This is a genomic window from Deltaproteobacteria bacterium, assembly GCA_016874775.1.
Taxonomy (GTDB): Bacteria; Desulfobacterota; Binatia; order Bin18; family Bin18; genus VGTJ01.
The window spans coordinates 1-23,301 of record VGTJ01000097.1; the positions used below are offsets into that span (position 1 = coordinate 1).

Annotated in this window: 24 protein-coding genes; 10 read left to right on the forward strand and 14 right to left on the reverse strand. The window is 52.6% G+C overall.

Features of this window, described 5'->3' with window-relative positions; all coding sequences use genetic code 11:
• Positions 1-85 precede the first annotated feature (85 nt).
• The 3 genes from FJ147_16525 to FJ147_16535 form a co-directional block, all read right to left on the reverse strand.
• On the reverse strand, positions 86-436 hold the full coding sequence (locus tag FJ147_16525; GenBank protein ID MBM4257487.1) for a hypothetical protein: 351 nt from the start codon (positions 434-436) through the stop codon (positions 86-88).
• Between the two features lie 73 nt (positions 437-509).
• On the reverse strand, positions 510-1,811 hold the full coding sequence (locus FJ147_16530; protein MBM4257488.1) for a DUF790 family protein: 1,302 nt from the start codon (positions 1,809-1,811) through the stop codon (positions 510-512).
• Positions 1,812-1,838: 27 nt separating this feature from the next.
• A complete protein-coding gene (locus FJ147_16535) occupies positions 1,839-2,474 on the reverse strand; it encodes a CBS domain-containing protein (GenBank protein ID MBM4257489.1) in 636 nt (211 codons plus the stop codon).
• Here FJ147_16535 and FJ147_16540 point away from each other — a divergent pair.
• From FJ147_16540 to FJ147_16550, 3 genes are all read left to right on the forward strand, one after another.
• Positions 2,386-4,191, forward strand: a complete 1,806-nt coding sequence (locus FJ147_16540; GenBank protein MBM4257490.1) for a DsbA family protein — start codon at positions 2,386-2,388, stop codon at positions 4,189-4,191. The genes FJ147_16535 and FJ147_16540 overlap by 89 nt on opposite strands.
• Positions 4,070-5,323 (forward strand): phosphotransferase family protein, encoded by a 1,254-nt coding sequence (locus tag FJ147_16545; protein MBM4257491.1) that lies wholly within the window; start codon positions 4,070-4,072, stop codon positions 5,321-5,323. Before FJ147_16540 ends, FJ147_16545 begins: the two co-directional genes overlap by 122 nt.
• Before the next feature lie 91 nt (positions 5,324-5,414).
• On the forward strand, positions 5,415-5,969 hold the full coding sequence (locus FJ147_16550; protein ID MBM4257492.1) for a Uma2 family endonuclease: 555 nt from the start codon (positions 5,415-5,417) through the stop codon (positions 5,967-5,969).
• A gap of 75 nt (positions 5,970-6,044) precedes the next feature.
• Here FJ147_16550 and FJ147_16555 read toward each other — a convergent pair whose 3' ends face one another.
• The gene (locus FJ147_16555) at positions 6,045-7,475 is read right to left on the reverse strand and encodes a DEAD/DEAH box helicase (protein ID MBM4257493.1); all 1,431 of its coding nucleotides are present in this window, start codon (positions 7,473-7,475) and stop codon (positions 6,045-6,047) included.
• 8 nt (positions 7,476-7,483) lie between these two features.
• A complete protein-coding gene (locus FJ147_16560; GenBank protein ID MBM4257494.1) occupies positions 7,484-8,695 on the reverse strand; it encodes a CoA transferase in 1,212 nt (403 codons plus the stop codon).
• A 321-nt stretch (positions 8,696-9,016) separates the two neighbouring features.
• On the opposite strand from FJ147_16560, the gene FJ147_16565 reads away from it, so the two are divergent.
• The 3 genes from FJ147_16565 to FJ147_16575 all read left to right on the forward strand — a co-directional run bounded on the left by FJ147_16565 (position 9,017) and on the right by FJ147_16575 (position 12,707).
• The gene (locus FJ147_16565; protein ID MBM4257495.1) at positions 9,017-10,171 is read left to right on the forward strand and encodes an AAA family ATPase; all 1,155 of its coding nucleotides are present in this window, start codon (positions 9,017-9,019) and stop codon (positions 10,169-10,171) included.
• A gap of 71 nt (positions 10,172-10,242) precedes the next feature.
• Positions 10,243-11,844 carry a VWA domain-containing protein gene (locus tag FJ147_16570; protein MBM4257496.1) on the forward strand — a complete coding sequence of 534 codons (1,602 nt, stop codon included), beginning with the start codon at positions 10,243-10,245 and terminating at the stop codon, positions 11,842-11,844.
• Positions 11,845-11,855: 11 nt separating this feature from the next.
• Positions 11,856-12,707 (forward strand): polysaccharide deacetylase, encoded by an 852-nt coding sequence (locus FJ147_16575; GenBank protein ID MBM4257497.1) that lies wholly within the window; start codon positions 11,856-11,858, stop codon positions 12,705-12,707.
• A gap of 10 nt (positions 12,708-12,717) precedes the next feature.
• Here the strand turns inward: FJ147_16575 and FJ147_16580 are convergent, their stop codons facing one another.
• From FJ147_16580 to FJ147_16620, 9 genes are all read right to left on the reverse strand, one after another.
• Positions 12,718-13,647, reverse strand: coding sequence for a sigma-54-dependent Fis family transcriptional regulator (locus FJ147_16580; protein MBM4257498.1), 930 nt, complete (start codon positions 13,645-13,647; stop codon positions 12,718-12,720).
• Positions 13,599-14,093, reverse strand: a complete 495-nt coding sequence (locus FJ147_16585) for a sigma-54-dependent Fis family transcriptional regulator (GenBank protein ID MBM4257499.1) — start codon at positions 14,091-14,093, stop codon at positions 13,599-13,601. The genes FJ147_16580 and FJ147_16585 overlap by 49 nt, the downstream gene beginning before the upstream one ends.
• On the reverse strand, positions 14,090-16,150 hold the full coding sequence (locus FJ147_16590) for a hypothetical protein (GenBank protein MBM4257500.1): 2,061 nt from the start codon (positions 16,148-16,150) through the stop codon (positions 14,090-14,092). Before FJ147_16590 ends, FJ147_16585 begins: the two co-directional genes overlap by 4 nt.
• Positions 16,151-16,204: 54 nt before the next feature.
• Entirely contained in the window at positions 16,205-16,819 is a 615-nt protein-coding gene (locus FJ147_16595; protein MBM4257501.1) for a class I SAM-dependent methyltransferase, read from the reverse strand.
• A gap of 68 nt (positions 16,820-16,887) precedes the next feature.
• Positions 16,888-17,127, reverse strand: a complete 240-nt coding sequence (locus tag FJ147_16600) for a hypothetical protein (protein MBM4257502.1) — start codon at positions 17,125-17,127, stop codon at positions 16,888-16,890.
• 292 nt (positions 17,128-17,419) lie between these two features.
• Positions 17,420-18,307 carry a histone deacetylase gene (locus FJ147_16605; GenBank protein MBM4257503.1) on the reverse strand — a complete coding sequence of 296 codons (888 nt, stop codon included), beginning with the start codon at positions 18,305-18,307 and terminating at the stop codon, positions 17,420-17,422.
• 1 nt (position 18,308) lies between these two features.
• Positions 18,309-18,569 carry a hypothetical protein gene (locus tag FJ147_16610; protein MBM4257504.1) on the reverse strand — a complete coding sequence of 87 codons (261 nt, stop codon included), beginning with the start codon at positions 18,567-18,569 and terminating at the stop codon, positions 18,309-18,311.
• Positions 18,562-18,870: a type II toxin-antitoxin system prevent-host-death family antitoxin gene (locus FJ147_16615; GenBank protein MBM4257505.1), complete on the reverse strand. Its 309-nt coding sequence runs from the start codon at positions 18,868-18,870 to the stop codon at positions 18,562-18,564. The genes FJ147_16610 and FJ147_16615 overlap by 8 nt, the downstream gene beginning before the upstream one ends.
• 216 nt (positions 18,871-19,086) lie before the next feature.
• Positions 19,087-19,365 (reverse strand): hypothetical protein, encoded by a 279-nt coding sequence (locus tag FJ147_16620; GenBank protein MBM4257506.1) that lies wholly within the window; start codon positions 19,363-19,365, stop codon positions 19,087-19,089.
• Positions 19,366-19,497: 132 nt separating this feature from the next.
• Here FJ147_16620 and FJ147_16625 point away from each other — a divergent pair, with 132 nt between their 5' ends.
• The 4 genes from FJ147_16625 to FJ147_16640 all read left to right on the forward strand — a co-directional run bounded on the left by FJ147_16625 (position 19,498) and on the right by FJ147_16640 (position 22,929).
• Positions 19,498-19,920, forward strand: a complete 423-nt coding sequence (locus FJ147_16625) for a Zn-ribbon domain-containing OB-fold protein (GenBank protein ID MBM4257507.1) — start codon at positions 19,498-19,500, stop codon at positions 19,918-19,920.
• Between the two features lie 98 nt (positions 19,921-20,018).
• Complete coding sequence (locus FJ147_16630) at positions 20,019-21,185, forward strand: thiolase (GenBank protein ID MBM4257508.1); 1,167 nt, start codon at positions 20,019-20,021, stop codon at positions 21,183-21,185.
• 64 nt (positions 21,186-21,249) lie between these two features.
• Positions 21,250-22,026: a serine/threonine protein kinase gene (locus tag FJ147_16635; protein ID MBM4257509.1), complete on the forward strand. Its 777-nt coding sequence runs from the start codon at positions 21,250-21,252 to the stop codon at positions 22,024-22,026.
• 48 nt (positions 22,027-22,074) lie between these two features.
• Entirely contained in the window at positions 22,075-22,929 is an 855-nt protein-coding gene (locus tag FJ147_16640; GenBank protein ID MBM4257510.1) for a DUF4384 domain-containing protein, read from the forward strand.
• Positions 22,930-23,301: the final 372 nt, after the last annotated feature.

A 23,301-nucleotide genomic window follows, 5' to 3' on the forward strand; every position in this document is an offset into this window, starting at 1 on the left:
CGGCGAGAGGCCGGGGGAAAGAAGCTCTTCAATTGTGTCCATTCGGTCATGGTCAGGTCCGTTGGATAAACTCGCGGCAGTGTATTCATCCCTCAAGCTTACCAATCCCTTTTTCAAAACACTCTCTGAGAGGTTTCCAGACTTCCAAACCGCGAGTGATACCGCCGAAACCAAAACGATTGGCGTCCTGCCGCACATCGTACGTATCGCGTTGGGCAAGGCTTGGCGTGTAGGTTTTTAAATCCGCGCCGGCGCAAAAGGCTTTGTCACCAGTGCCAGTGAGAATCGCGACCCATACATCTGGATCATCGCGAAAATCAGTCCAGATTTGTGCCATCTCGTGACTCTGATCGATTCCTAAGGCATTCATTGCCTCAGGGCGATTGATAGTGACATAGGCGATACGGTTGCGTTTCTCGTAGAGAATGGCTGGCATGCTCCCTCCTTTTTCTATGGGGCTAGGGACTTGGGGCTTGATAAGAGGGACGCGTTTCATAGTCATGATAGCCTCAAGTCTCTAATGAGGCATCGCGTCCGACCTGTTCTAGCCGCGTAATCACTTCTTGTGGGTTGATGCGATTCTTGAAAAAGAACACACTACCTGGCACATCTTTGAAGTCTTCTTCGCTGACGTTGAGGCCCGCGGAAACGGCGACAACCATATCGGTCCGCCCTGAACGCCTGAGCTTCATGATCTTCTTTTCCAGATAATCCGGTCGCCAGAACCCGACAATTTCTAATAATGCCGTACGTCCATCTTTGTGACGAAAAGCAAAGTCTGGAATGAAAACCGTATCCTTCAAATTGATCAGTGCAACCTCTCGCTCAATGTCCCAGCCGCTATCGACTTCAGCAAACCGTTCGGCAAAGGTCCGTTCGAGCAGTGAGTCGTACATCGTGCTGTCTTTATAGTGGGAAACCAGCCCGGAAGTTTCATCAAGCGGAAAGAAGCGATGCGAACCATCAGCTGTAACAATCTCCGCTTCCATTTTCCAACGGGTACAGAGCAACAACGCGGGCAGAAACACGGCAAGCTGGAGTCCATATTTCTGCGACATGCGAAACATACTGACTGGTCCATCGAGCAGGATTTCGTAGCCACTATCAAGGTCGCCCTGAATCGCATGCACCAGTTGATAGAACTTGATGAACTTGAATAGCTGCTTGTAGCGGCTCGGAATGTTGCGGAAGACGGATAATTTTACCTGAACACAGCGATAGAGCATCGCTTGCGCGAGGGCGACATTGTACCGTTGTAATAGCCACTCCGGAGTTGGGGCATCGAAGCGTGTCAAAATGTGATTTTCACTCAGGTCGGCATACAATGACCAGGCGATTTGCTCTGGATCAGTTTTATACTCACGGGCGACCTCGGCTAAGAGCTCATCTTTGGTGACCGGATGAATCAGGTCCGGTTGGAGGACGACGGGATGATTTTCGCGGGCTAAGGCAAATAAACGTTGGCGAATCTCAACGGAAGGGGCGATTGTGCGCTCGGTAAACTCACAGCGGTCATCACTGAGCAATTTGGCGAGCCCTCGTTGGATGCGGTAATCGGTACTATCGTCTGCGTACCGGTCGAGCGCATCAGTGAGTTCGCGCCGCGTTTTTCCCTCATGCTCAGCATAAATGGCGATCAACTCTTCCGCCATGGTAATGAACCGCCGCGCATCAACCTTAATGTAGCGAGGGTAAAGGTAGGGGCCTTCGCTGCGGGTTTGTAGAAGATTGGACGTTAGCACTGAGATGCTCTGTTCTAGATCACGCAGCACGTAACACGTAGCACGTGCTGTATGTTGCGTGTTGCGTATGACGTGCTCCGTGTCCCATCGCTCGTGCTACGCTTCCTGCTGCTCGATGATGATCCGCAGCACGTCACTGACGGAGAGCATCCCGAGAAGCTTCTCTTCCTCAGCGACCAGTAATGCACCGATGCTGTGCTCAAATAACTGTTTTGTTGCCTCAAGAAGGGTTGCGTTGGGACTGATCACCACGGGCTCTACTGTCATTGCCACAGCGACTTTCAGATCTCGTAAAGCTTGACGAATCTCTTCGTGGTCAGGCAACAAGGGGTATACAGGAGTCATAAGCTTGAGATCGCCATCGGTCACGATGCCAATGAGATGACCTTGTGGAGTGACGACTGGCAGTTCATGAACGTGGTACTTTTCTAGGAGCTTCAGTGCATGTTGCAGCGAATCTTCAGGGCTGACGGTCACGAGTGTGGTCGTCATGACTTCACGAACGCGGACGCTTTTGAAGCTGCGTTTCATGGCTGAACCTCCTTGGCTGGGTAGTGTTGTTGCCTCTCCGAGTGTGGAGGTTTTTATCTGAGAGGGCAAGCACCTTCCTGGACAGTCCTTGACGCCCGCACGATTTTCCTCAATGAACAGAGAAGCGAGGAATGAACGTTTCCCTGTGAGCGGAATATTCACGAGAGTGCGAATGCGGTGGTGGAGTTGGCGGTGGTGCATGCAACGGCTTGAAGGGCTGTGTACGCTCCTGCTTGTACTCTTGTTCCCTCCCTTTGTCTGTTCTACCGCTGCTGCGCCGACTGACGTTGTGGCCACAGTCGATGGTCAGCCGATCCTCATGCGTGAGATCGATGCTTTGTCGAGCATTCAGCTCTCTAAGATTCATGATACCCTCGCTGGACTATTAGCTCGCACGGTAGACCGTTTGATCGATGAACGAGTGCGTTCATTAACTCCGCCAGAGACACTTGCTGAGCTTTCTCAACTTCCAGTTACGCCACCAGTGACAGATGAGGAAGTGGAATCCTACCGAGCGACACACCAAAAGGACATGCCGGGAATGAGTGAAGGCGCTACGAGCGAGAGTGGGGAACAGCGTGCCCTACTGCGGTATTATCTTGAGCAGAAAGCGCGCGAAGCGGCAGAGGCACACATTCGCCAACGTCTTCGGCATGGACATGTGATTCGCTTGTCCCTTCCCCGCCCGCACGAGTTGGAAACGCCTGTAACCCAAGAACGCCAGATTGCCCAGGTTGATTCGATCTGGATCCGAGCGGCGGAGTTTGAACAAGCGGCAGCATGGCGACTCTATCAGTTGCGTGCCGAGATCTATCAGGAGCGGCGACGGAACCTGGAACCGGTCATTGAAAATGTGCTGTTCAGCAACGAAGCGCGACGACGCGGGATTGGCGTAGAAGCCTTGCATGCCGAATTGTCAGCCAAAGAATCAGTCAGTGAAGAGGAAATGCGCGCGTTCATCACTGCAGAACAAGAAGCCGGACGACCAGTACCATCGGCGGAACGGACGCAGACGTATTTAGAGTTCCGCAAGGCCTATGATCGACGCCAGGCGTTGCTGAAGAAACTCCGGGAAACGATCCCCATAAAGATTTTCTTGAAAGAGCCGCCGATTCCCCACTTTCCTATTGCCGATACAGGCTTTGCTGTTTTAGGAGCAAAAAGAGGCAAACGACTGGTAGTGTATACCAATTATCGCTGCCCGGCCTGCCGGACCGTGCAACAAGAGGTCGACACTCTCCTCAGTCAAGACAAAAAGCTTCGCGTTATCTTTCACGACTTCGTTCCTGGTTTCGACCCGATCGCGACTGAAGCGGCATATCTCACTCGCTGTGCTGCGCAGTGGGGAGTCTTTGCTCGTATGCGTCAAGAACTCTTGAGCCGTGAAACGCCGAATTTCGGACAGCGGTGGTATAAGGAGAGCGACCTGCCACAGCTTCTGCGCCGGTTGCGGGTCAAGAAGCGAACAGAATTTCTCGAATGCTTGGGAACGGATGTCTACAAAGCGATTGAACGTGATACAGCTGATGCGCGGACACTTGGCTTTGAGGCGCCGCCGGCATTTATTGCTGAGGGGGTTCCGTTAGCTGGAACGCCAACGGCAGAAACGCTTGCTCAAGCCTTGGAGCAGGGGCTGAAAATGCAGTCGCAACGTAATCAAGCGATAGAAAACGACGCCGCACCGCGCGCGCGACGACGACGGGGGCGATGGTCGAGTAGCGAATGGATTGATGAGCCAAGGTCGCGCAGCAACCGTCAACCAGGAAGGGCACGAAAACAAGACGTGATTGTCGAGGATGCAACATCGCCACGTCGCAAGTCACGAGTGCGCCAAGCACCACCGGTCACTGCCCGCCCGCCAGTCACCAAGAAAGCCGCTCCAAAACCGCGGCGGGATAAGTTGTTTGATATGGAGTAAATGCATCCCCGTAGAGCGTGAAAAGACTCTCTCTTTTAGAAGTGATTTCAGTACGCTATGGTCAGGGCGGTTTTATTATGCTGGTCAAACAGGAGTCGCGCTAATGGCTGTCGAACTTGATGGGTTGCAACGCCAATTGCAGGAGTTTGCCGTTGCTCATTACGGCAAAGAGGCGGTAGTAAGTAATGTCGAAGTCATGCCCGGGCATGCAGGTCTGAGCTTTGGCTTTCGCGTTGATTATCAAGAAGGTGGTCAGGCAAAAAACGAGTCCTTGGTGATGCGTATGCCACCTAAAGGCGTGCGACAGAGTGGTAACACCGATGTGTTGCGCCAGGTCCCGTTGCTCAATGCATTAAAGCGTCATGGCGTGCCGGTGGCGACGGTGCGGTGGTCTGGGGATGACCTGCGTTGGTTTGAAGTGCCGTATATGATGGTCGGACGCTTGCCGGGCCGGACGTTTTCTTTCTCTACCCCCGACCCGTCTTTTGATCTGAGTGCGCAGGCTGTTGCACCGCGTTTTCAGCAAATTGTCGGTGCGTTGGCCAAGACCCATCAGCTCGATTGGCAGAAAGATCTGCCTGGCTGGGAAACGCCACGCGCGCTTGAGGCGGAGATTCGCTTCTGGGACCCCATCTTGTCCAAAGGCGCTGAGCAAGGATGGATCACACAAGGTGAAGAAGTGCGCAATCTCTTGCTCCAATCCATTCCTGCAGATGCATCGATTGGTTTGCTTCATGGTGACTTTCAAGGGACAAACTTCTTGTTTGATGGCGATACGCTGAATGCGGTATTGGATTGGGAGATTTCTGGTATCGGTGGGCAACTGCTTGATCTTGGCTGGCTGATTGCCTTCGCTGATCCAGCCAGTTGGACAGGCCCATGTTCGCCCATTTCCTCTGCACCATCAGCAGAACAAATAGTCGCCTGGTATGAAGAAGGCATGCAGCGTAAAGCAAAGAACGTTGCATGGTTCCGGGCGCTGGCAGGCTATCGTTTCGGAGCGATCAGTTGCTTCAATGTGATGCTACACCGCCGTGGCAAACGCCACGATCCTGAATGGGAAGTGATTGCGCCCTCGATTCCCTTCCTCTTTGGTCGGGCGAAGGAGATGGTGCTCAGTGATCAGCACTGATGAAAAATGACCGCTCTTGGCGGGGCACGAAACTTCGTGCCCCCGATTTTTTTGTCTTGCTTGATGCATGGTACTGATCTAGTATCCTGCCATGGTTGCTGTACCAACCCCGCATCGTTTCACCCGTGACGAATATTACCGCATGGGCGAAGCTGGACTCTTCGCTGACGAACGAGTGGAGTTGCTCGACGGAGAAATCATTACTATGCCGCCGCAGAATCCACCACATGCGGGAAAGACGAATCGGCTTGGCGCCCTTTTGTTCCGTTTACTGGGAACGACATTTTCTATCCGTCTTCAGACTCCAATTGTTTTGGATGACTGGAGCGAACCGGAACCTGATGCCGCGGTTTGTGTCTTAGACCCGAATGATTACGTATCTCGGCACCCTCGCGCAGATGAGATTTTCCTTGTGATCGAGATCGCAGAATCGACGCTCGGTTACGACCGTGGGCGGAAAGTCGCGGCGTATGCTGGTAGTAGTATTCCTGAGTATTGGATTGTGAACCTCGTCGACCGTCGTATCGAAGTGTTCAGTGATCCTGATCCTGCGGCTCAACAATATCGCCAAGGGCGGTCCGTCGTTCCCGGCGATACGTTGCTACTGCCAGGCGGCGTGAGCCTCGCGGTTGCGGACATTCTGTAGCTGCAGAAGTCAGGATGAACTGCTGAAAGAGAGTGCAGCCAAAATGTGGGTTTCAGGTGTCACGGGCAGCGCTCGTTACTGATACGCATCATGCTGCCGCCGGCGCTGGCTGATGTTCTCTTCCACCGTACCAGCGGTGATGACTTCATACAGAATTGCTTGTTTGCCTTCGCGTTTACGCAGCACCCGGCCTAAACGCTGGACGTGTTCTCGCGTTGAACCTGAGCCCGAAAGAATCACCGCCACACTGGCTTCTGGCACATTCACGCCTTCATTCAAAACCTTGGATGTTGCTAGTGCGAGATACTCGCCACGATTAAAACTTTCGAGAATGGCTTTGCGCTCTTTGGTTGGCGTTTGATGCGTGATTACCGGAATCAGAAACGCTGCGGAGATTGCATAGCCTGTATCGTTATCACTCGTGAAGATAATGGTTCGCTCACGTGCATGTTTCTTTAAGAGGAAATCAAGCGTACGCAACTTGGCTGACGTGCCGAGCGCGAGTTTCTTTGAACGTTGATGCGCGAGCATGGCTTGGCGGCCTTTGCGACTGGTGGCACTTTCGCGGATGAAGCGATGCCATCCTGCTAAACCATCCAAGACAATGCCGTGATCGATGAGGAAGTTAGAGAACGTGCTGCGCGCACGGCGGTACTCTTCTTCTTCTTGTGGCGTGAGCGTGACTTTAATCCGCTCGATCACATAATCGGCAAGATAGTCGCCAGCTAACTCCTTGATACCTTTGGCGTACACTTGTGGACCAATGAGCGTATCGAGGAGCGCATGGCGTCCATCGCTTCGTTCTGGAGTAGCAGTTAACCCAAGACGATAGGGAGCGAGACACATCTCAGCGGCATGACTATACATTTCACCTGGGAGATGGTGACATTCATCGAAGATGATCAATCCCCAGCGATTGCCGAGGCGATCCATGTGGCTGTAGGCGCTATCATAGGTTGTGACAGTGATGGCTTGAATTTCGTAATAGCCACCACCAATCAAACCGATTTGTTCACCAAACGCAGCGCACAATAAGTCATACCATTGATTCATCAGATCAATAGTCGGCGCGACCACCAGTGTTCCGCGTTGCACGGTTTCGATGACCATCTGACCGACATAGCTTTTTCCCGCACCAGTGGGGAGAACAACGACACCACGTCGGCCAGCCGACTTCCAGGCATCCAAAGCTTCAGTCTGAAAGGGATGGGGAGCCTGCGTTAAGCGGCTGGCAACCTTGAGGGTCGGGTATGCTGGAGCGGTGTTGTCATAGGTAACCCTGTCCTGCTTAAACTGCTCAATGGTCGCGCGATAATGCAATGCCTGCGTGCGCCAACGGTCGACGCGACCATCCCACTGAAAGTGAGGCGGAGGTTGAAAGCCGGGAGGTGGGTCGTGGAGGACGAGGGTACCTAAGTCAAAAGACAAACGCATGGGGAAGGAATCGGAGAATCGGTGAGAGAAAATTCTTCTCTGTTTCTCCCCGTCTCCGGTTCTCCGTTTCATCGGTAGCTTTATACCACCCTTTTTTCGCGCAACTCGGCAATCTTCGCTGCGCTGTAACCCAAGCCGCGTAAAACTTCGTCTGAATGTTCGCCAATCGCTGGAGCAAACGAACGAATCGAGCCTGGAGTATCAGATAGTTTTACGGCCACACCAGCTTGGACAACTTTTCCCGCCACAGGATGATCGAGTTCGACTGCCATTTGACGATGACGAATCTGCGGGTCGTTAAATGCTTCGGGGACGCTATACACTTTACCAACACAGACATCGGCTTTGGTAAGAAACTCAAACCATTCCTCACGCGTTTTGGTAAGGAAGATTTTCTGCAGTTCAGCACGAGCGTGGGCATGACGTTCATGAGGAGGGCCGGAGAAATCACCGGCCTTCATCGCGCAATCTTTGAGGTCTGGGCGATTCAACGCATCGCATAGATTGTGGAACAACCACGGTTCAGTGCAGCCGATGGTAATCATCTTGCCGTCTTTGGTGTTGTAGAAGCTGTAGTAGGCGTGGCCGCCGCCGAAGACGCCGTTGCCACGACCAGGCATGACATCATCAGCGAAGTAGTCCCTCACATTTGGTGTGGCGGCGAGCAAAGAGAGCGTTGTATCGAGATACGAAATATCGACAAACTGTCCTTTGCCCGTGCGCTCGCGGGCGAACAAAGCGAACATGATGCCAGTGACACCATGCATCGAGGCACCGGCGTAGTCAGCAATGATGTTAAGTGGAATCGACGGCGGGCCTTCAGTCGGGCCAATCAAATCGGCAACGCCAGCGAGTGACAGATAGTTCAGGTCGTGTGCTGGATAGTCGCGATATGGCCCATCCTGGCCGAAGCCGCTCAGCGCGCAGTAAATCAATCGTGGGTTGAGCTTCTTGAGGGTGTCATAGTCACCGCCGAGGCGCTTCATCACACCTGGGCGATAGCCTTCGACGAGCACATCGTAACTCTTCGCCAGATCTTGCAGCACGGCTTGCCCGGCAGGCTCTTTGAGATTAAGGGTCAAACTTTTCTTATTACGGTTCGTAAAGCTGGTGGCGAGTTTCTTGGCATCTTTGGGACCAGGAGAGGCACCGGACCCAGCGAGTTTATCTGACGGTGGCGCTTCAATCTTCAACACTTCAGCGCCCATATCTGCCAACATCATCGTGCAAAACGCTCCTGGCCCCACGCGGGTGAGTTCCAGAACTTTGATTCCGTCGAGTGCTCCGGCCATGGCTCCCTCCTCTGTTGCGAATGTGTGTTTCGTTGGTCTTTATAGACTAGCAACCCACGCGGAGGCTAGTGTGGTACCGAGAAAGAATCGGTGAAACGGAGACGGGGAGAATCGGAGACTCATAGAAAAGGAACGGGAGAACGGGTGAAGGGGAGAACCGGTGACCACTCGCCACTCTTGGTCCCTGATCGCCCCGTCGCCCATTCGTCTTCTCTCTCCGATTCCCCGATTCTCCGATTCAAGTTTCAGGGTTCTCCGTTTTAATCCGGCTTCAAAACGCTGCAATTGTTCGTAACGTGCCGATCTGCTAATCCGCACACTATGACTCCCCGAGAAAAATTACGGAAAATTCGCGAGGAACTGCAACAGATGTTCCTCGAACGGGCTGAGCTGATCGATGGTGCGCTTGCAGCGCTGTTGTCTGCACAGCATGTGATGATTGTCGGTCCGCCGGGGACGGCGAAGTCGATGCTTGCTGACGAGCTTTGTCGGCGGATTGAGGGAGCATCGTATTTCCAATGGCTACTGACAAAATTCACCACCCCTGAAGAGTTGTTCGGCGCCGTCAGCTTAAAGGCGTTGGAAGCCGATGACTATCGACGTGTGACCGCGCACAAGCTGCCAGAAGCGCATATCGCATTCCTTGATGAAGTGTTCAAAGCTAGCTCGTCAATTCTTAATGCGATTCTGACGATTATTAACGAACGTCTCTTTCATAATGGGCGCCAAGTAACCCCCGTGCCGTTGTTGACGCTCTTCGGCGCAAGTAACGAGTTGCCGGAAGATGATGAACTGCTGGCGTTGTATGACCGGTTTTTAGTCCGCTTTGTTGTGGGATATATCAACGAAGATTTTCGTTTCCTTAAGATGCTGCAAAGCAAAGAGCCAAGCGAGCGAACGACGCTGACGCTTGATGATCTACTCCACCTGCAAACTGAGACTCGTGCTGTCGCTGTCCCGGCACGAGTCCTTCAAGGACTGGCAGACATTCGCCGTGAGCTCTCGAAGAAAAATATCGTGGCTTCGGATCGTCGCTATCGCCAGAGTTTAAGCTTGCTGCAAGCGCTCGCCTATATCAGTGGTCGCACGAGTGTAGTCGAGTCTGATCTCTTTTTCCTGGAGCACGTTCTCTGGAAAGATCCCGGTGAACGAGGTGAGGTGCATAACGTGATTCAGGGGTTGATTCATGGCTATGAAGATGAAGTACAGGAGTTGTTATTCCAGACTCGTGAACTGCGCGACTACGCTGAGCGCGACTGGGAAAGTAAAGAACAACAAGCCCGTGCAGTGATTGAGGCGCATACCAAGATCCGTCACATCTTAGCGAAAGTGAATGAGATCAGTGAAAAAGTAAGCGACGCCGGTCGGCCTCTGGATAAAGTCGAAACGATTAAGAGTGAGATTCAGACGATTCAACAGCAGTTGGAAAAAGCTCTCAGCTCTCAGCCTTCAGCCGTCAGCTTGAAAAGGAGCTAGGAGTTATTGTCTGTAAAAATTTCGATCTTTCCCGCTGAAAGCTGACTGCTGGTAGCTGAAAGCTAAAGATTATGCCCCGTCGCACACCGATAAAGAAAAAATCACAGTTCGTTCTGCCTCCACCACCGCCAATTCCTCAGCAGACGTGTTGGATTGAAAGCGATTCGTATGATCGTGCTGTCTATAAGAAGTTACGCGACGAATCGCCTTCGCTGCAGGCGTTAGAAGAAAACGGCATTGCGCTGACTCCGCGGTTTGATGCGCTACTGCAGGATCTCTTCTCAGCATTGTTCAAAATGAATGTCCTGTTCTTGAAAGACTCAGAGGTACTGCCCAGTGCATCGTTGAACCGGGTGCTGTTATCTGCTCTGCATCAGGGTGATCTTGCCAAGCTGTTACGTGAAGCCACATTGCTCGATGAAGGGAAGGCTGGCCTGGCAACAGTCTTATTGGGAGAAGGAGCCCTGAAGTTGCTCAAAGCTGAGAAGCCCCTCACCCGGCGTGATCTTCTTGATCTGTGGAACATGCAAAAACAAGAAGAGACCGTGCAAGAGAAAATTGATGAGGCCAACAATGCCAAAGAGCTGAGTAAAGATCTCGCCAAACAGGGCGAGTTGTCGAAAGAGGCGAAAGAACTCCTCGAACAAGCAGCCAACAAACTCGCGAGCGAAGCGCGGGCCGAAGAAGCACGGTTGCGACAACAAGCGAAGCAACTGCAAGAAGATCTGTCTCGTGCGCAACAGGAAGCCGAAACGCGCTTTCGCAAAGAAGCGATCAAAGTTACGCAGAACATCGAGGATGCAGCGCAAGAGGCGGAATCATGGGGTGTGGCGCTTGGTGGCGGTCACAAATCCTCCCCTGGTCGACAAATCGAACTCGGTAAACATCTTGCCGGGAACGAGAAACTCAAAAAGCTGGCGAAGATGGTCGGTCGTATGAAAGAGCATGCGCTTGCGCTGCGCCGCAAGATTTTTGAACGGACATATGAAGAACTCTTTGAGGTTGGCATAGGTGCGGAAGTCAGCCGTCTATTGCCGACTGAACTCATGACCCTTCATCATCCGATCCTCCGTAAAGACTTCACCCGCCGTTTTGTCGACAATGAACTACTTTTGTACTCACTGCGTGGCATTGAAGAAAAAGGCAAGGGGCCGGTGGTTGTGTGTCTCGACGGCAGCTCGTCGATGATCGGCGATAAGGAAGTGTGGGCCAAAGCGCTCACGCTGACCCTGCTCGAAATTGCCCGCCGTCAGCGTCGTCTGTTTCGCGCGATATGTTTCTCGTCTGCCGATACCCCACTGCAGATCTTTGATCTCAATCCCCGTGAGCGTTACGACGTTGAAATGGGCACCGTGATGGAACTGGCGGAGTATTTTCCTGGCGGCGGCACTGACTTTGAGACTCCGCTCAATGCTGCACGGGAGTGTATTCGTCAGTCGCGTTTCAAGCGTGGCGATATCGTCTTTATCACTGATGGTGAATGTGATGTGAAGCGCGAATGGGCTGAAGAGTTTCGTGCGGACAAGGAAGAAATGGGATTCTCGCTCTTCTCGATTTTGATTGATGTCGGCGGATCAAGTTCGATGGGAGTGCTCAAGGAGTTTAGTGACAAGATTTCGACCGTCTCGCAGCTAACGAGTGAGGGAGTGAAAGACTTATTTGTAAAACTGTAGAGGGAGACCTCATGGCAAAGAACATTTCCGTCTGTCTTTCCTTCGATTTTGACGCGATGTCTGTATGGCTGACGACGATGCGCTCGCGGTCGCTGAGTACCGTGTCTCGTGGTGAGTTCGGTAAGGTTGGTACTGAGCGCTTACTTGAGACCCTACGACGTAGCCAGGTGCTGTCGTCATGGTTCATTCCCGGCCACACGATTGATACGTTTCCTGATCTCGTGACACGTATTGCTCAGGCCGGGCACGAAATCGGCCATCACGGGTATTGCCATGAGAATCCAGCCTCGGTGAAGCCTGATGAAGAACGTCGCATCTTAGAACGTGGCATTGAGTGCATTCGGCGCGTGACTGGCAAAACACCGATCGGCTATCGCTCGCCAGCCGCAGACTTGAGCCCACAGTCTGTGAGTTTATTAGTAGAGTATGGGTTTCTCTATGACTCCAGCATGATGGCCAATGATTTTACGCCATATTACTGTCGGATCGGTGACGAGTTGCGTACGGACGGGCCGTATGTGTTCGGCAAAGAAGCTGATCTGGTGGAATTGCCGATGGACTGGAGTCTCGATGATTGGCCGTATTTTGGGCTGCACTGGCCTGCCCATCACGTCGGGCTGCGAACACCTGAAGAAGTGGAAACGATTTGGAAATCTGACTTCGACTTTCTCTACCAACGCATAGGTGAGGGCGTGTTTATTCTTACCATGCACCCACAAGTCATCGGTCGTGGTCACCGTATTCTGATGCTGGAACGAATCATAGAGTACTTGAAAGGCCACGAGGGAGTGACGTTTAAAACTATGAGCCAGGTTGCAGTGGAGTGGAAACACGCAAATCCGCTCAAGAAAACGAAGGAGTGAGTTCCCGAATTCACTCCTCTTCCTGATTACTTTTCAGTCCCAACTCACGAATCTTTTGTTGTAGCTGTTGTCTGAGCATGCCCATTTCTGCAGCAGCCTTGGTCACGTTGCCGTGATGACGCTGCAGCGCGCGTGTAATGAAATCACGTTCAAAGGCATCGATCACCTGCTGTTTGGCCTCTTTGAACGTTGCCGTACTGTTTGGTTCCAGTGATGCCACCGGTTGATTGAGGCGCAGGTCGGATACGTAGATTTCTTGTCCATTGGTTAATACGGCAGATGCCTCGATCACATTTTTTAGTTCACGCACATTGCCAGGCCACGGTGCGCTCAATAACGCGCTATAGGCATCGGCAGAGAAGGATATGGGTCCCCGCCCATAACGAGTAGTGACTTCTTTGAGAAAATGTGTGGCAAGGAGAGGGATGTCCTCACGTCGATCGCGAAGCGAGGGGAGCGTTAGGGGAACGACGTTCAGACGAAAGAATAAATCTTCACGGAATTTTCCTTCGTGCACCATCTGCTGGAGATTCTTGTTGGTTGCGGCGATCACGCGAACATCAACGGCGATCGTCCGATTGCCACCCACCCGTTCGCATTCTCGTTCTTGCAGGATGCGCAGCACTTTTGCTTGCGTTTCGAGCGGCATATCACCGATCTCGTCGAGAAAAATACTGCCGTGATCAGCAGCTTCGAATTTCCCCTCGCGCGCTGCAGTGGCACCGGTAAAGGCACCTTTTTCATGACCGAAGAGTTCTGACTCAACTAACTCTCGTGCCATTGCAGCACAGTTTACCTTGATAAACGGCCCGTTCTTGCGGGGGCTGTTGTGATGGACAGCATTGGCGATCAACTCTTTGCCAGTGCCACTCTCCCCGGTAACCAGAACGGTCAAGTCCGTTGGGGCCACTCTCTTGATGACATCGAATACCCGCTGCATTGTCGGGCTCGTACCAAGGATATTTTCGAAACGAAATGAGGCGTCGAGTCGCTCATGCAATGCTGCACTTGCCGTTGCAGCGCCTGTTGTTCGAAGGCTTGGTGAACAAGAATCTTCACCTCATCGTTATCAAACGGCTTGATCAGGTAATCGCGTGCGCCAGCTTTCATCGCTTCGACAGCGATCTTTTCGGAACCGTACGCGGTCATCAGGATAACGGAGGTCTCAGGATGCTGCTCTTTGATCTTCTTCAACAAGCTGAGTTCATCGAGACCGGCCATGCGTAAATCCGAGAGCACAAGGTTATATGCTTGACGAGCAAGCTCTCGTAACGCCTCGTTCCCATTCTCAACAATAGTGACCTCGTAGCCCTCTTTGGTTAGCAACCCTTTGAGGCCGATGCGGATCGAGCGCTCGTCATCAACAACCAGGATCGTTTGCTTCATGCCGCTGACCTTGTCTCGGGCCGTTGTCGTGGAATGGTGAGGGTGAATGTGGTGCCTTTCCCTAAGGTGCTGGCGACAGCAATCTGTCCGCCATGACCTTCAATAATTTTCTGGGCGATAGCTAACCCGAGCCCGGTGCCTTTCTCTTTAGTGGTGAAAAATGGCTCGAAGATACGATTCTGATCTTCGATGGATAAGCCTTGGCCGTTATCGCTCACGCGAATTTGCACCTCTGGTCCAGTGGCAAGAAGTTCAACCGTGATGACCCCGTCGTGGTCAACCGCATCGCGTGCATTGATCAGGAGATTGAGAATCGTCCGCCGCATTTTTTCTTCATCAATGACCGCCCATACCGAAGGTTGTTCCTGAAAATGTACGATGACGCGTTTTTCTGACGGAGGAGAGGAGAAACGCTGAATGGTAGCGCTCACCAATCCATTGAGGTCACAGTCAGAGAATTGAAACTCCTCTTTACGAGCATATGCGAGAAGTTGACTCACACTTTGTTCTACACGATTCAAGTCTTCGAGTGCCAGGGAGACGTATTCCTTTCCTGGCGTATTGCTGTTCAGTTCTTCGTCGACTTGTTGCAGTAGGCATTTGGCGCCAGTGATCGGATTGCGGATTTCATGCGCCACGGTAGCGGCAAGTTGACCAATTGCTGCAAGCTTCTCACGATGCTGCATCTCGCGTTCGAGTGCGAGCTTTGACCGCACCAGTACGAGGTTGTCGATAGCCATTGCCAATTGCCCACCGGCGGCTTCGAGGAGTGACAGTTCTTGACTGAAAAATGGTCGGCCAGAATGCTTCTCTCCTAAGAGTAACCATCCACGTTGCTCACGGCAGGGAAGGGTCAGAATGACACCAATCTGCGCCTCTCCACACGCAGTCTTCAGTGGGCTGTCGAGCAATTCTTCAACGACAATGATTGGATCTTTCGTTTGCTGAAGCAGTAGTAGGAGAACCGAGGAATGTGTCTTTACGGGAGTGGTGTGGTCATACACTGTTCCATCGGCAAACAGAATCGTCGCGGAAGTGAGATCTAAACTACCAGTGAATTTCTCGACCGCATCGCGACATAATCCTTCGAGATCTGACCACGAAGTCAGCATTTGTGTGAACTGTTTGAGCAACTCGGCGCTGCGCACTCGATGGCGGAAGAACGAGCGCTCAATCGACTTTTGCAGACCGTCACGCAGAACATGAAAGAGGAAATGAAAGGCGAAAAGGATCAACAACAGACGAACAGCGAACGCGACCGGACGAAAATTCTGGCCGGGGAAAAGCCATCCGCCTCCATAGTAGGCCACAAGCAGCGCAAAGCCGAGGAACAATACCCCGAGTGCGGAATACAGCAGGCTGCGGGTGAATACCATGTCCATGAAACGATAGCGCAGTACGCTGTAACCCATCGCTAGGGCTGGTGGGAGTGGAGAAAGTTTGGGAATGAGAGAAAGAATCGAGGCCTTGTCAGGATACAGGCGGCAGAAAAAGTCTGAGACGGCACACATCAAGAGGACCCCGCCGAGGCCAGCGTAGACAATCAATCGCGACTCCGGCTTGAGCAGATGGCGAGCACGTAGTTCAGCTCTCATTTTGACTTCGGCGATGGTGAGTGGAAGATAGAGGAACAACAGGCCCAAAAATGCCGGTCCATAGTGCTCTGGTAGCGGGCGAGGTGAGGCGTACAGATGATAGACGATTGGTAAGATACCAAGGTAGTTGAGTGTCAGATGTGCCCAACGTCGCCATCCGTGCAGGGAAAGACGACTTAACACCAGACAATGACGGATCAACGAAGGAACCAGATAGAGAACTGGATAACTGGTTTGAAAAAGAAATGTTCCCAACGCGCTCGTCGGTTTCTCTAGCGTTGTGGCTGCCGAAGAAGCAAGTGCATTACTGAGACACCAATAGGCGCACGCCACCATGGTAGCGAGGAAAACCCAATCCTGTTCACTCTTGGTCCGTTTGTACCAGACGAGTTGGGCCAGCAGTCCGTAGATACAGCATGTGACGAAGAAGGCAAATGTGGCGATGAGGAAAATGGCATCCATGCTCTGTTGTTATTCTATGCGCTCCTTCGCCGCATTGATCAAGATGTTGAGGCTTCATGAGTTTTTCTGAAACACCTGGAACATTTGCCTATCAAGAAAGTTGAAATCCTTCTGCAACGAATACCCCGCCGCTTCCATTTCGCGCTGACTGGTTTCCTTCGGGGTCCAATGCCCGAGGATGCGGAAAATCCAACTCTTTCCCGCGAGATCGATAATGGCCACGCGACCGCCTGGTTTTAGATAACGCGTTGCGGATTGGAAATAGGCAGTACGCTCGGTCAGGTGGTGATAGGTGTTACACGTAAAGATCAGATCGACACCTGTTGCTGGCAACAATGGATCATCCGGCTTAGCCAGGATCGTTTCGATATTCGGGTATCCGCGTTTCGCTGCTTGCTTGGCGATGTATTCGAGGTTGCCTTTGTCGATATCGACAGCATACACCTTTCCAGTTGGGCCAACGGCGTCTGCCAAACGAAATGTGAAATATCCGCCACCAGCACCGAGGTCAGCAACTTGGTTCCCCGGCTGTAGGGAAAGCGACTGGATGACGACGTCCGGTTGTTGCCAACGGTCGCGCCAGCTTGCATTCATGAACGAGCGCGAAATGCTACCACAACCGACGCAGATCAAGAGCGGAACGCCAAGGAGTGGTGTCCAAGAGATCATGCTTTCACCTCCTATGGGTGTATCGTGAGGAAAAAATCGTACATACGTTCTCCGAAAAGAACTGATAGTTATGGAAGTGGTACGATGGTGTACTGTTCAAGCGCACGATACAGGGCGAAGAGGAGCCCACTCATCATCAAGAAGGTCGTGGTGGTAAGCACCCCTTCCGTGACAGTTTCCATCATTCCTGTTGCTTTTACTCGTGTCGCCATCCGTTCCCAACGTGACAGCTGAACCGTCGTTACCCGTAGAGGAGCGAGCGCGGTGTGCTGTCCGGTTAATGAATGGATCTTCTGTACATGCTGCATGGTGTTGTTCCCCCTTGTTGCGTTGTGTGTTCCTGCACCTAAGAAGAAGCAAAGCCAATGCCAGCCACACCAGCGAGCAGTATGACGATTTGTCGACGGGTTAGGCGGAAGTGAGGTGAAAAAATGAAAGAAAAAACATGCAAGGTGCAAGAGAAAGGTTGCAGGAGGGAATGGGGGCGGTTTGTCGGGGTGGTACTTTCCTCGCGAGCGTTCAGCTATCAGTTATCAGCTCTCAGCCACAAGATGAGGAGCGGAAAATTTTCTAGAAAAGCTGATCGCTGACAGCTAAATGCTAGCCTTTCGCCTGCCGTATAGTCTGACAATGCGCTTCAACGATCTGATTGATATCGCGTGCATACCCACCACCAAGTGTCACAACGAGTGGGATACCGGCACGGTGAGCAAATTCACAAACCAGACGATCACGCTCACCAATTCCTGACATCGTCAGCGCTAGCTTGCCGAAACGGTCACCGGCCAAAACATCCACCCCAGCCTGGTACAAAATCAGATCCGGACTGAACTGTTGTAAGAGTTGTGGCAAGGCGCTGGCAAGAATGCTGAGGTATTGCTCGTCGGTCGTGCCATCAGGAAGCCCAATATCCCACGAACTGCGCTCTTTGCGTGCAGGATAATTGGTTTCGCTGTGCATAGAAAAGGTAAAGACGTTAGGATCATCTTGGCAAAGAACGGCGGTCCCGTTTCCTTGATGGACATCGAGATCAACGATGAGGAACCGCTGTGCGAGACGTTCGTGGCGTAGTCTTCGTAGGACAATGACATGGTCGTTGAAGATGCAGTAGCCTTCGCCATGATCAGCAAACGAATGGTGAGTGCCGCCAGCGAGATTCGCGGCAACTCCGTCATGCAAGGCTGCACACGCGGCGCCATACGTTCCGCCAATCACCGCAAACGCACGACGAGCTAACTCTGGCGACCACGGTAAGCCCAGGCGGAGTTGCGCTTTTCGCTCCAGGGTACCGTTGATGAAGGCGTGGACATACTCTGGCGTATGGACTCGTAAGACATCGTCGATCGTTGCGGCTACGGGTTCGATTAGCTCTTCTTGTGACAAGGTTGCATCCTGCAGCAAGCGTTCTGGCACCAGCTGATACTTATCCATTGGATAGGAGTGGTGACCGAGCGAGACCGTGTAGTAAGCAGAGGTAAACGCCTGCATGTCACACTTGCTGCCAGAAGACGTTGAGAAATTCAACGCTACTATCATCGTTAATGCAAAAATGAATCATGAAGGGGTCAGCACGATATAAGAACGACGGTTTTGCTGGGTCATAGAATGAGGGAAACCGACCTGGAAGAGCTGGGTCAGTGGTGATCTTGGCAAGCGCTTCATCAAGCAGCGTAGCTTCGCGAGGTGAACAAGAAGCTTCGATCTGCGTGATCTCAGCGAGGCAATTGGGCGCGAACCGGAAGTCAGCCACGGCGACGTGTTTTGGTTAAACGCCGCCCGAGTGCAGCGAGTTGCTTAACGGACAATGGTCCCTTGACCGTAATCATTTTCCCTTGGCGAGCTTCATCTAGTGAACGTCGCATGGCAGCCAGGGCGGTCGGGTCTTGCCAGAGCCGTGCAAGGGCACGCAAGGTTTCCAACTCTTCAAAGCCAACAACGGCAGCAGCAGGGACCCCTCTTTTGGTGACGATTACGCGTTCTCCCTGTTGGGCAGCATCCACTAATGCAAGAAATTCATGACGGGCTTGGCTGGCGGTAAGATAGCGATCCATAGCTCCCTCTTTGTACACTTAAGCGTACAGAGGAAAAGCTATCGACACAAGCCTAGTAGATAGTCCAGAAAGTTTTGATGGATAACTCAAGGGACGTCATTCCCGCGAATGCGGGAATCCTGGCGGCTTAACTACAGGCCACGGCTGAATTTCCCTGGATGCCCGCCTGTGCGGGCATGACGAAACCCTATCCCTCAAAATTAAATGGACTGACTACTAGCTTTCTTGTTGTCGCTCCTCCACCAGTTCCTCGATGAGTTCGGTGAGCACGTAGGCCGCGACCTCTCGTGGCTTGCCACACACTTTACCAAAGGCATCATAGTACGCGAAGCTGTAGTCTTTGTGTTCTCGTATGAAGTCAACGAACCCCTCTGCGGCGCCAGGAGGAAGGCTCTCAGCTACCCATTCTGGCAGCAAGTGAAACTGCCAATGGTCATAGGAGATCTGTCGGCGTTGCAATAGCGCCAGCGCGCGATCTCGAAGTGTACAGATCATCTGCTCATAGTCCATTGACACTTTTCTCTAACTGAGTGAAGAGTGATGCGCAAGAAATGAAGAGAGACGTGTCGCTTTGTGAATTTTACATTTTTCATTCTTCATTTTTAATTGTCTTGAGGGAGGGACTGTATGGCTGAACCAGGAAAACTGGCGCATCTTGCGCCGACCCCAACACCAGAGACCAAACCGTTCTGGGAAGGTGCGAAACGACATGAGTTGATGCTGCCGCGCTGTAAGAGCTGTGGCAAGTGTCACTTCTATCCGCGCGGTGTTTGCCCGTATTGTTGGTCTAATGATCTTGAATGGATCAAGGCGAGTGGCAAAGGTAAATTGCATACCTTTGCGATTCCGCAACGCTCGATCATGGGCATTCCTGGTCCATTTGTGACGGCCATTGTCCAACTTGACGAAGGCCCACGTATCGCTACCAACCTCATCGGTATCGATCCCGATCCGAAAAAGATCCGCTGTGACATGGAAGTCGAAGTTGTGTTTGATGATCTGACAGACACAATAAGTTTGCCGAAGTTTAGGCCGACGAAGGCAGCGTAAAACGTCATACGTAAAACGTAACCACCCCTCCTCCTTTTACGGTTTACGCTTTACGTTTTACGTCTTTCAAAACGTTCATTGCATGAAGGAACAGTCTTATGAGTAACTACAAAGATCTCTCAGGCAAATTCGCTATCGTTGGCGTCGCGGAATCCGACGAGATGGGTACGGTCCCGAATAAATCGGCGTTGCAACTCCATGCCGAAGCTGCACGCAATGCCATTGCTGACGCTGGCCTCACTAAAAATGATGTCGATGCCGTGTTCAGCGCTGGACGCATATTTTCTACCGAAACGGCTGAGTACCTTGGCATCCGTCCGCGCTATATCGACGGCACCTCCGTTGGTGGCTGTTCGTTTATTCAGCATTGTCAGCACGCCATAGCGGCGATCAACGCAGGATTGTGCGAAATCGTGTTAATCACTCACGGTGAATCTGGCCGTTCTCGGTTAGGGATGCCGGCGATGAAGTCGGAAAAAGACTCGCTGATGTGGCAGTTTGAAGTGCCCTACGGCATCGTCTTTCCGTTTACCAGCTACGGGTTTATCGCTACGCGCCATATGCATGAATACGGTACTACGCAAGAGCAACTGGCGGAGGTCGCGGTTGCCACGCGTGCCTGGGCACGGCTGAACCCGAAAGCGGCGCAGCGTGGAGAACTCTCAGTTGCTGATGTGATGAAGTCTCCAATTATCGCTTGGCCGTTTCATGTGCTCGACTGCTGCTTAGTCACTGATGCGGGGGGTGCCGCAGTGATCACGTCAGCCGAGCGCGCCAAGAATCTCAAGAAGAAGCCTGCGTATATTCTTGGCACTGGCGAAGGTACAGGGCATTGTTGGGTCAATCAAATGCCTGATTTTACCGCCGCGACTGGCGCACAGATTTCCGGACCACAAGCATTTGCCATGGCAGGCGTGACGCCTAAAGATATCGATGTGGCGATGCTGTATGACGCATTCACCATTGTGCCGATTCTTGCACTCGAAGACCTCGGCTTCTGTAAGAAAGGTGAAGGTGGAGCGTTCGTGTCAGGGCAACGCACGGCGCCTGGTGGTGACTTCCCCATGAACACCAATGGTGGCGGACTCTCATACACGCATACCGGCATGTACGGCATGTTCACGATTATCGAAGCCGTGCGGCAAGTACGCGGTGAATGTGGCGAACGGCAAGTGAAGGATGCCGAAGTCGCACTGTGTCACGGTCCAGGTGGCATTTTCAGTGGTGCAGCAACGATGATTCTCGCTAATGCGCCGAAGGCGTAACTTCTGTCAAAATCTTGCTCAGAGGCAAACCACAGGTGCAAAAGAATCGTAGAAGAAAATAGCAATGGCAGACCAGGTTCAACGCAAGGTCGTCAATGGCAAGTATCGCCTCCTGGCCAAACTTGGTGAGGGGGCGATGGGGACAGTTTCCCTCGCCGAGCAACTCGATGTTGAAGGGCGGGTCCTGCGACAGGTTGCCCTCAAAACTATGCGGCGGGAATTGTCTGCCGATCCAGCGTTCGCCAAACGCTTTTTGCGTGAGGTGCGGATCGCCACGCAACTGCGCAGCCCCCATACCGTCATGGTCCACGATTCCGGTCAAGGTGAAGATGGCCAGCTGTACTTTATCATGGAGTACATCAACGGTCCCACGTTGCGTCAGGTGCTACGCCAACACAGTCCTTTACCGATCGAACGTGTTATTCACGTTGCCAGCCAGATCTGTGAAGCATTAATAGAGGCGCATAGTCTTCCAGATCCGGTCGTACATCGGGACCTCAAACCCCCCAACATTTTCGTCGAGCAACGGCAGGGAAAGGATTGGGTGAAGATCGGTGACTTTGGTATTGCCAAGATTCTCAGTGAACACACAATGGGACTGACGCAAGCTGGGCAGTCTTCGTCGGGAACACCATCGTACATGGCGCCTGAGCAATGGCGAGGGGCCGGAGAAGACGGACGTACAGACCTCTATGCATTGGGGGTCATCATGTATGAGATGCTCACCGGCAGGCCACCGTTTGCCTCCAGTTCCGTCGAGGCCTTGATGCACCAGCACTTGACCATGCCTCCTCCACCGTTACCTGCGACTGTTCCCGCGAACTTACGTGCCCTTATTTAGCGTCTTCTGGCCAAAGCGTCACAAGATCGCCCTGATTCTGCGGCACAAGTGCAAAACGCTCTGGCAGCAATTCTCCGTGGCGAAGAGGAACGCTCGACGGAAATCCTGAATAGATCGGCACATCATCCGACACCCAGCAGTAGCCAGCCAAGCAATCAGGCAGAGCAAGGGACACGTCTACACGAAGCCTCACCACAACCGACTCCAAGGCCAGCACTCGCGGTTTCACGATCCAGGCTCTCGTGGCGTGTTGCTGTTGCAAGTCTCGTCGTTGGCCTTGGGTTACTGCTGGTCCTGGTCGGTTGGTGGACTATTAGTGGGACTCCACAAACTGTTGATTCTACGATAGAAAAAACCGCGAATGCACCACTGGCCCTGCGCTTAGCTGTGATGAAACGACGTGGCAATACCGTATCGGTGCTAAAGGATGGCGAGAGCATGAACTCCGGCGACTACTACGGCGTCTTTTTTGAGCCAGAAAAAGAAAGCTACGTGTACATCTTCCAACAAGATGCGACAGGTAAGATCGATATTCTCTTTCCTGATCCAAAAGTGGCGGCGCAAGAGAATCCTGTACCTGGTGGCAAAGAGGTGTGGGTACCGCAGGATGAGAAGCACTGGTTTTATCTGGATAAGAACACCGGGCGTGAGGTCATCCTGGTAGCCGCGTCACCGCAGCGCGAAGAGGAGCTAGAGTCTTTGCTGCTAACCGCAAGTGAACAAGGCAGCCAACGAGCACTGGCAGATTGGATCACTGCCCCAGAGCGTGGACGTGGTGGAGTCAAGCAACTCAAGACCGAAGCACGTATAGCTCCTGGTGGCGCACGACTGGACTTAGAGACAGCGCTTGTTCAGGGTGACAGTGCTGATTTTCTCTACAAAGTAACGTTTGAACATAAGTAGAGGGGTAGGCATGCTATGGGCGGTAGTTGTTGGAGTAGTGCTTCTACTCTTTGTGAGAGGGAGATTTGTAGAGTAAGCTTTGTGATGAAGCCTGACCTGCGCTCGTAAGCATGATTGCGGAGTATCTTCAGCGGCAGATTGTTGAGCTAACGTACGGTGGGCTCGTTGGGCAGGAGAGTGCTGGCCTGGTGCAAAGACGCCTCACGCTGCCTGTTGAAAGTGGACCTGCTTTTCTTCCGCTAGCGTGAGCTGGCGGAAGGCCTGTTGGCGTTGGGCCTGGAGCGACGGCCCCAGGTGCTGCTGGCACCACTGCCGGACTTGTGTGGTAGAAACCGTCGCCAGTGCGTCTCGAATCACTTCGGGTGTAGTGGA

What these genes read in the sequence shown, in the direction of transcription:
- FJ147_16575 (MBM4257497.1), top strand. Translation starts at nt 11,856, where the DNA reads ATGGCAAAGAACATTTCCGTCTGTCTTTCCTTCGATTTTGACGCGATG.
- FJ147_16550 (MBM4257492.1), top strand. Translation starts at nt 5,415, where the DNA reads ATGGTTGCTGTACCAACCCCGCATCGTTTCACCCGTGACGAATATTAC.
- FJ147_16635 (MBM4257509.1), top strand. Translation starts at nt 21,250, where the DNA reads ATGGCAGACCAGGTTCAACGCAAGGTCGTCAATGGCAAGTATCGCCTC.
- FJ147_16585 (MBM4257499.1), bottom strand. Translation starts at nt 14,093, where the DNA reads ATGAAGCAAACGATCCTGGTTGTTGATGACGAGCGCTCGATCCGCATC.
- FJ147_16595 (MBM4257501.1), bottom strand. Translation starts at nt 16,819, where the DNA reads ATGATCTCTTGGACACCACTCCTTGGCGTTCCGCTCTTGATCTGCGTC.
- FJ147_16555 (MBM4257493.1), bottom strand. Translation starts at nt 7,475, where the DNA reads ATGAAACGGAGAACCGGAGACGGGGAGAAACAGAGAAGAATTTTCTCT.
- FJ147_16570 (MBM4257496.1), top strand. Translation starts at nt 10,243, where the DNA reads ATGCCCCGTCGCACACCGATAAAGAAAAAATCACAGTTCGTTCTGCCT.
- FJ147_16545 (MBM4257491.1), top strand. Translation starts at nt 4,070, where the DNA reads ATGCAACATCGCCACGTCGCAAGTCACGAGTGCGCCAAGCACCACCGG.
- FJ147_16620 (MBM4257506.1), bottom strand. Translation starts at nt 19,365, where the DNA reads ATGATCTGTACACTTCGAGATCGCGCGCTGGCGCTATTGCAACGCCGA.
- FJ147_16580 (MBM4257498.1), bottom strand. Translation starts at nt 13,647, where the DNA reads ATGCAGCGGGTATTCGATGTCATCAAGAGAGTGGCCCCAACGGACTTG.
- FJ147_16625 (MBM4257507.1), top strand. Translation starts at nt 19,498, where the DNA reads ATGGCTGAACCAGGAAAACTGGCGCATCTTGCGCCGACCCCAACACCA.
- FJ147_16525 (MBM4257487.1), bottom strand. Translation starts at nt 436, where the DNA reads ATGCCAGCCATTCTCTACGAGAAACGCAACCGTATCGCCTATGTCACT.
- FJ147_16535 (MBM4257489.1), bottom strand. Translation starts at nt 2,474, where the DNA reads ATGCACCACCGCCAACTCCACCACCGCATTCGCACTCTCGTGAATATT.
- FJ147_16560 (MBM4257494.1), bottom strand. Translation starts at nt 8,695, where the DNA reads ATGGCCGGAGCACTCGACGGAATCAAAGTTCTGGAACTCACCCGCGTG.
- FJ147_16590 (MBM4257500.1), bottom strand. Translation starts at nt 16,150, where the DNA reads ATGGATGCCATTTTCCTCATCGCCACATTTGCCTTCTTCGTCACATGC.
- FJ147_16615 (MBM4257505.1), bottom strand. Translation starts at nt 18,870, where the DNA reads ATGGATCGCTATCTTACCGCCAGCCAAGCCCGTCATGAATTTCTTGCA.
- FJ147_16565 (MBM4257495.1), top strand. Translation starts at nt 9,017, where the DNA reads ATGACTCCCCGAGAAAAATTACGGAAAATTCGCGAGGAACTGCAACAG.
- FJ147_16600 (MBM4257502.1), bottom strand. Translation starts at nt 17,127, where the DNA reads ATGCAGCATGTACAGAAGATCCATTCATTAACCGGACAGCACACCGCG.
- FJ147_16630 (MBM4257508.1), top strand. Translation starts at nt 20,019, where the DNA reads ATGAGTAACTACAAAGATCTCTCAGGCAAATTCGCTATCGTTGGCGTC.
- FJ147_16540 (MBM4257490.1), top strand. Translation starts at nt 2,386, where the DNA reads ATGAACAGAGAAGCGAGGAATGAACGTTTCCCTGTGAGCGGAATATTC.
- FJ147_16605 (MBM4257503.1), bottom strand. Translation starts at nt 18,307, where the DNA reads ATGCAGGCGTTTACCTCTGCTTACTACACGGTCTCGCTCGGTCACCAC.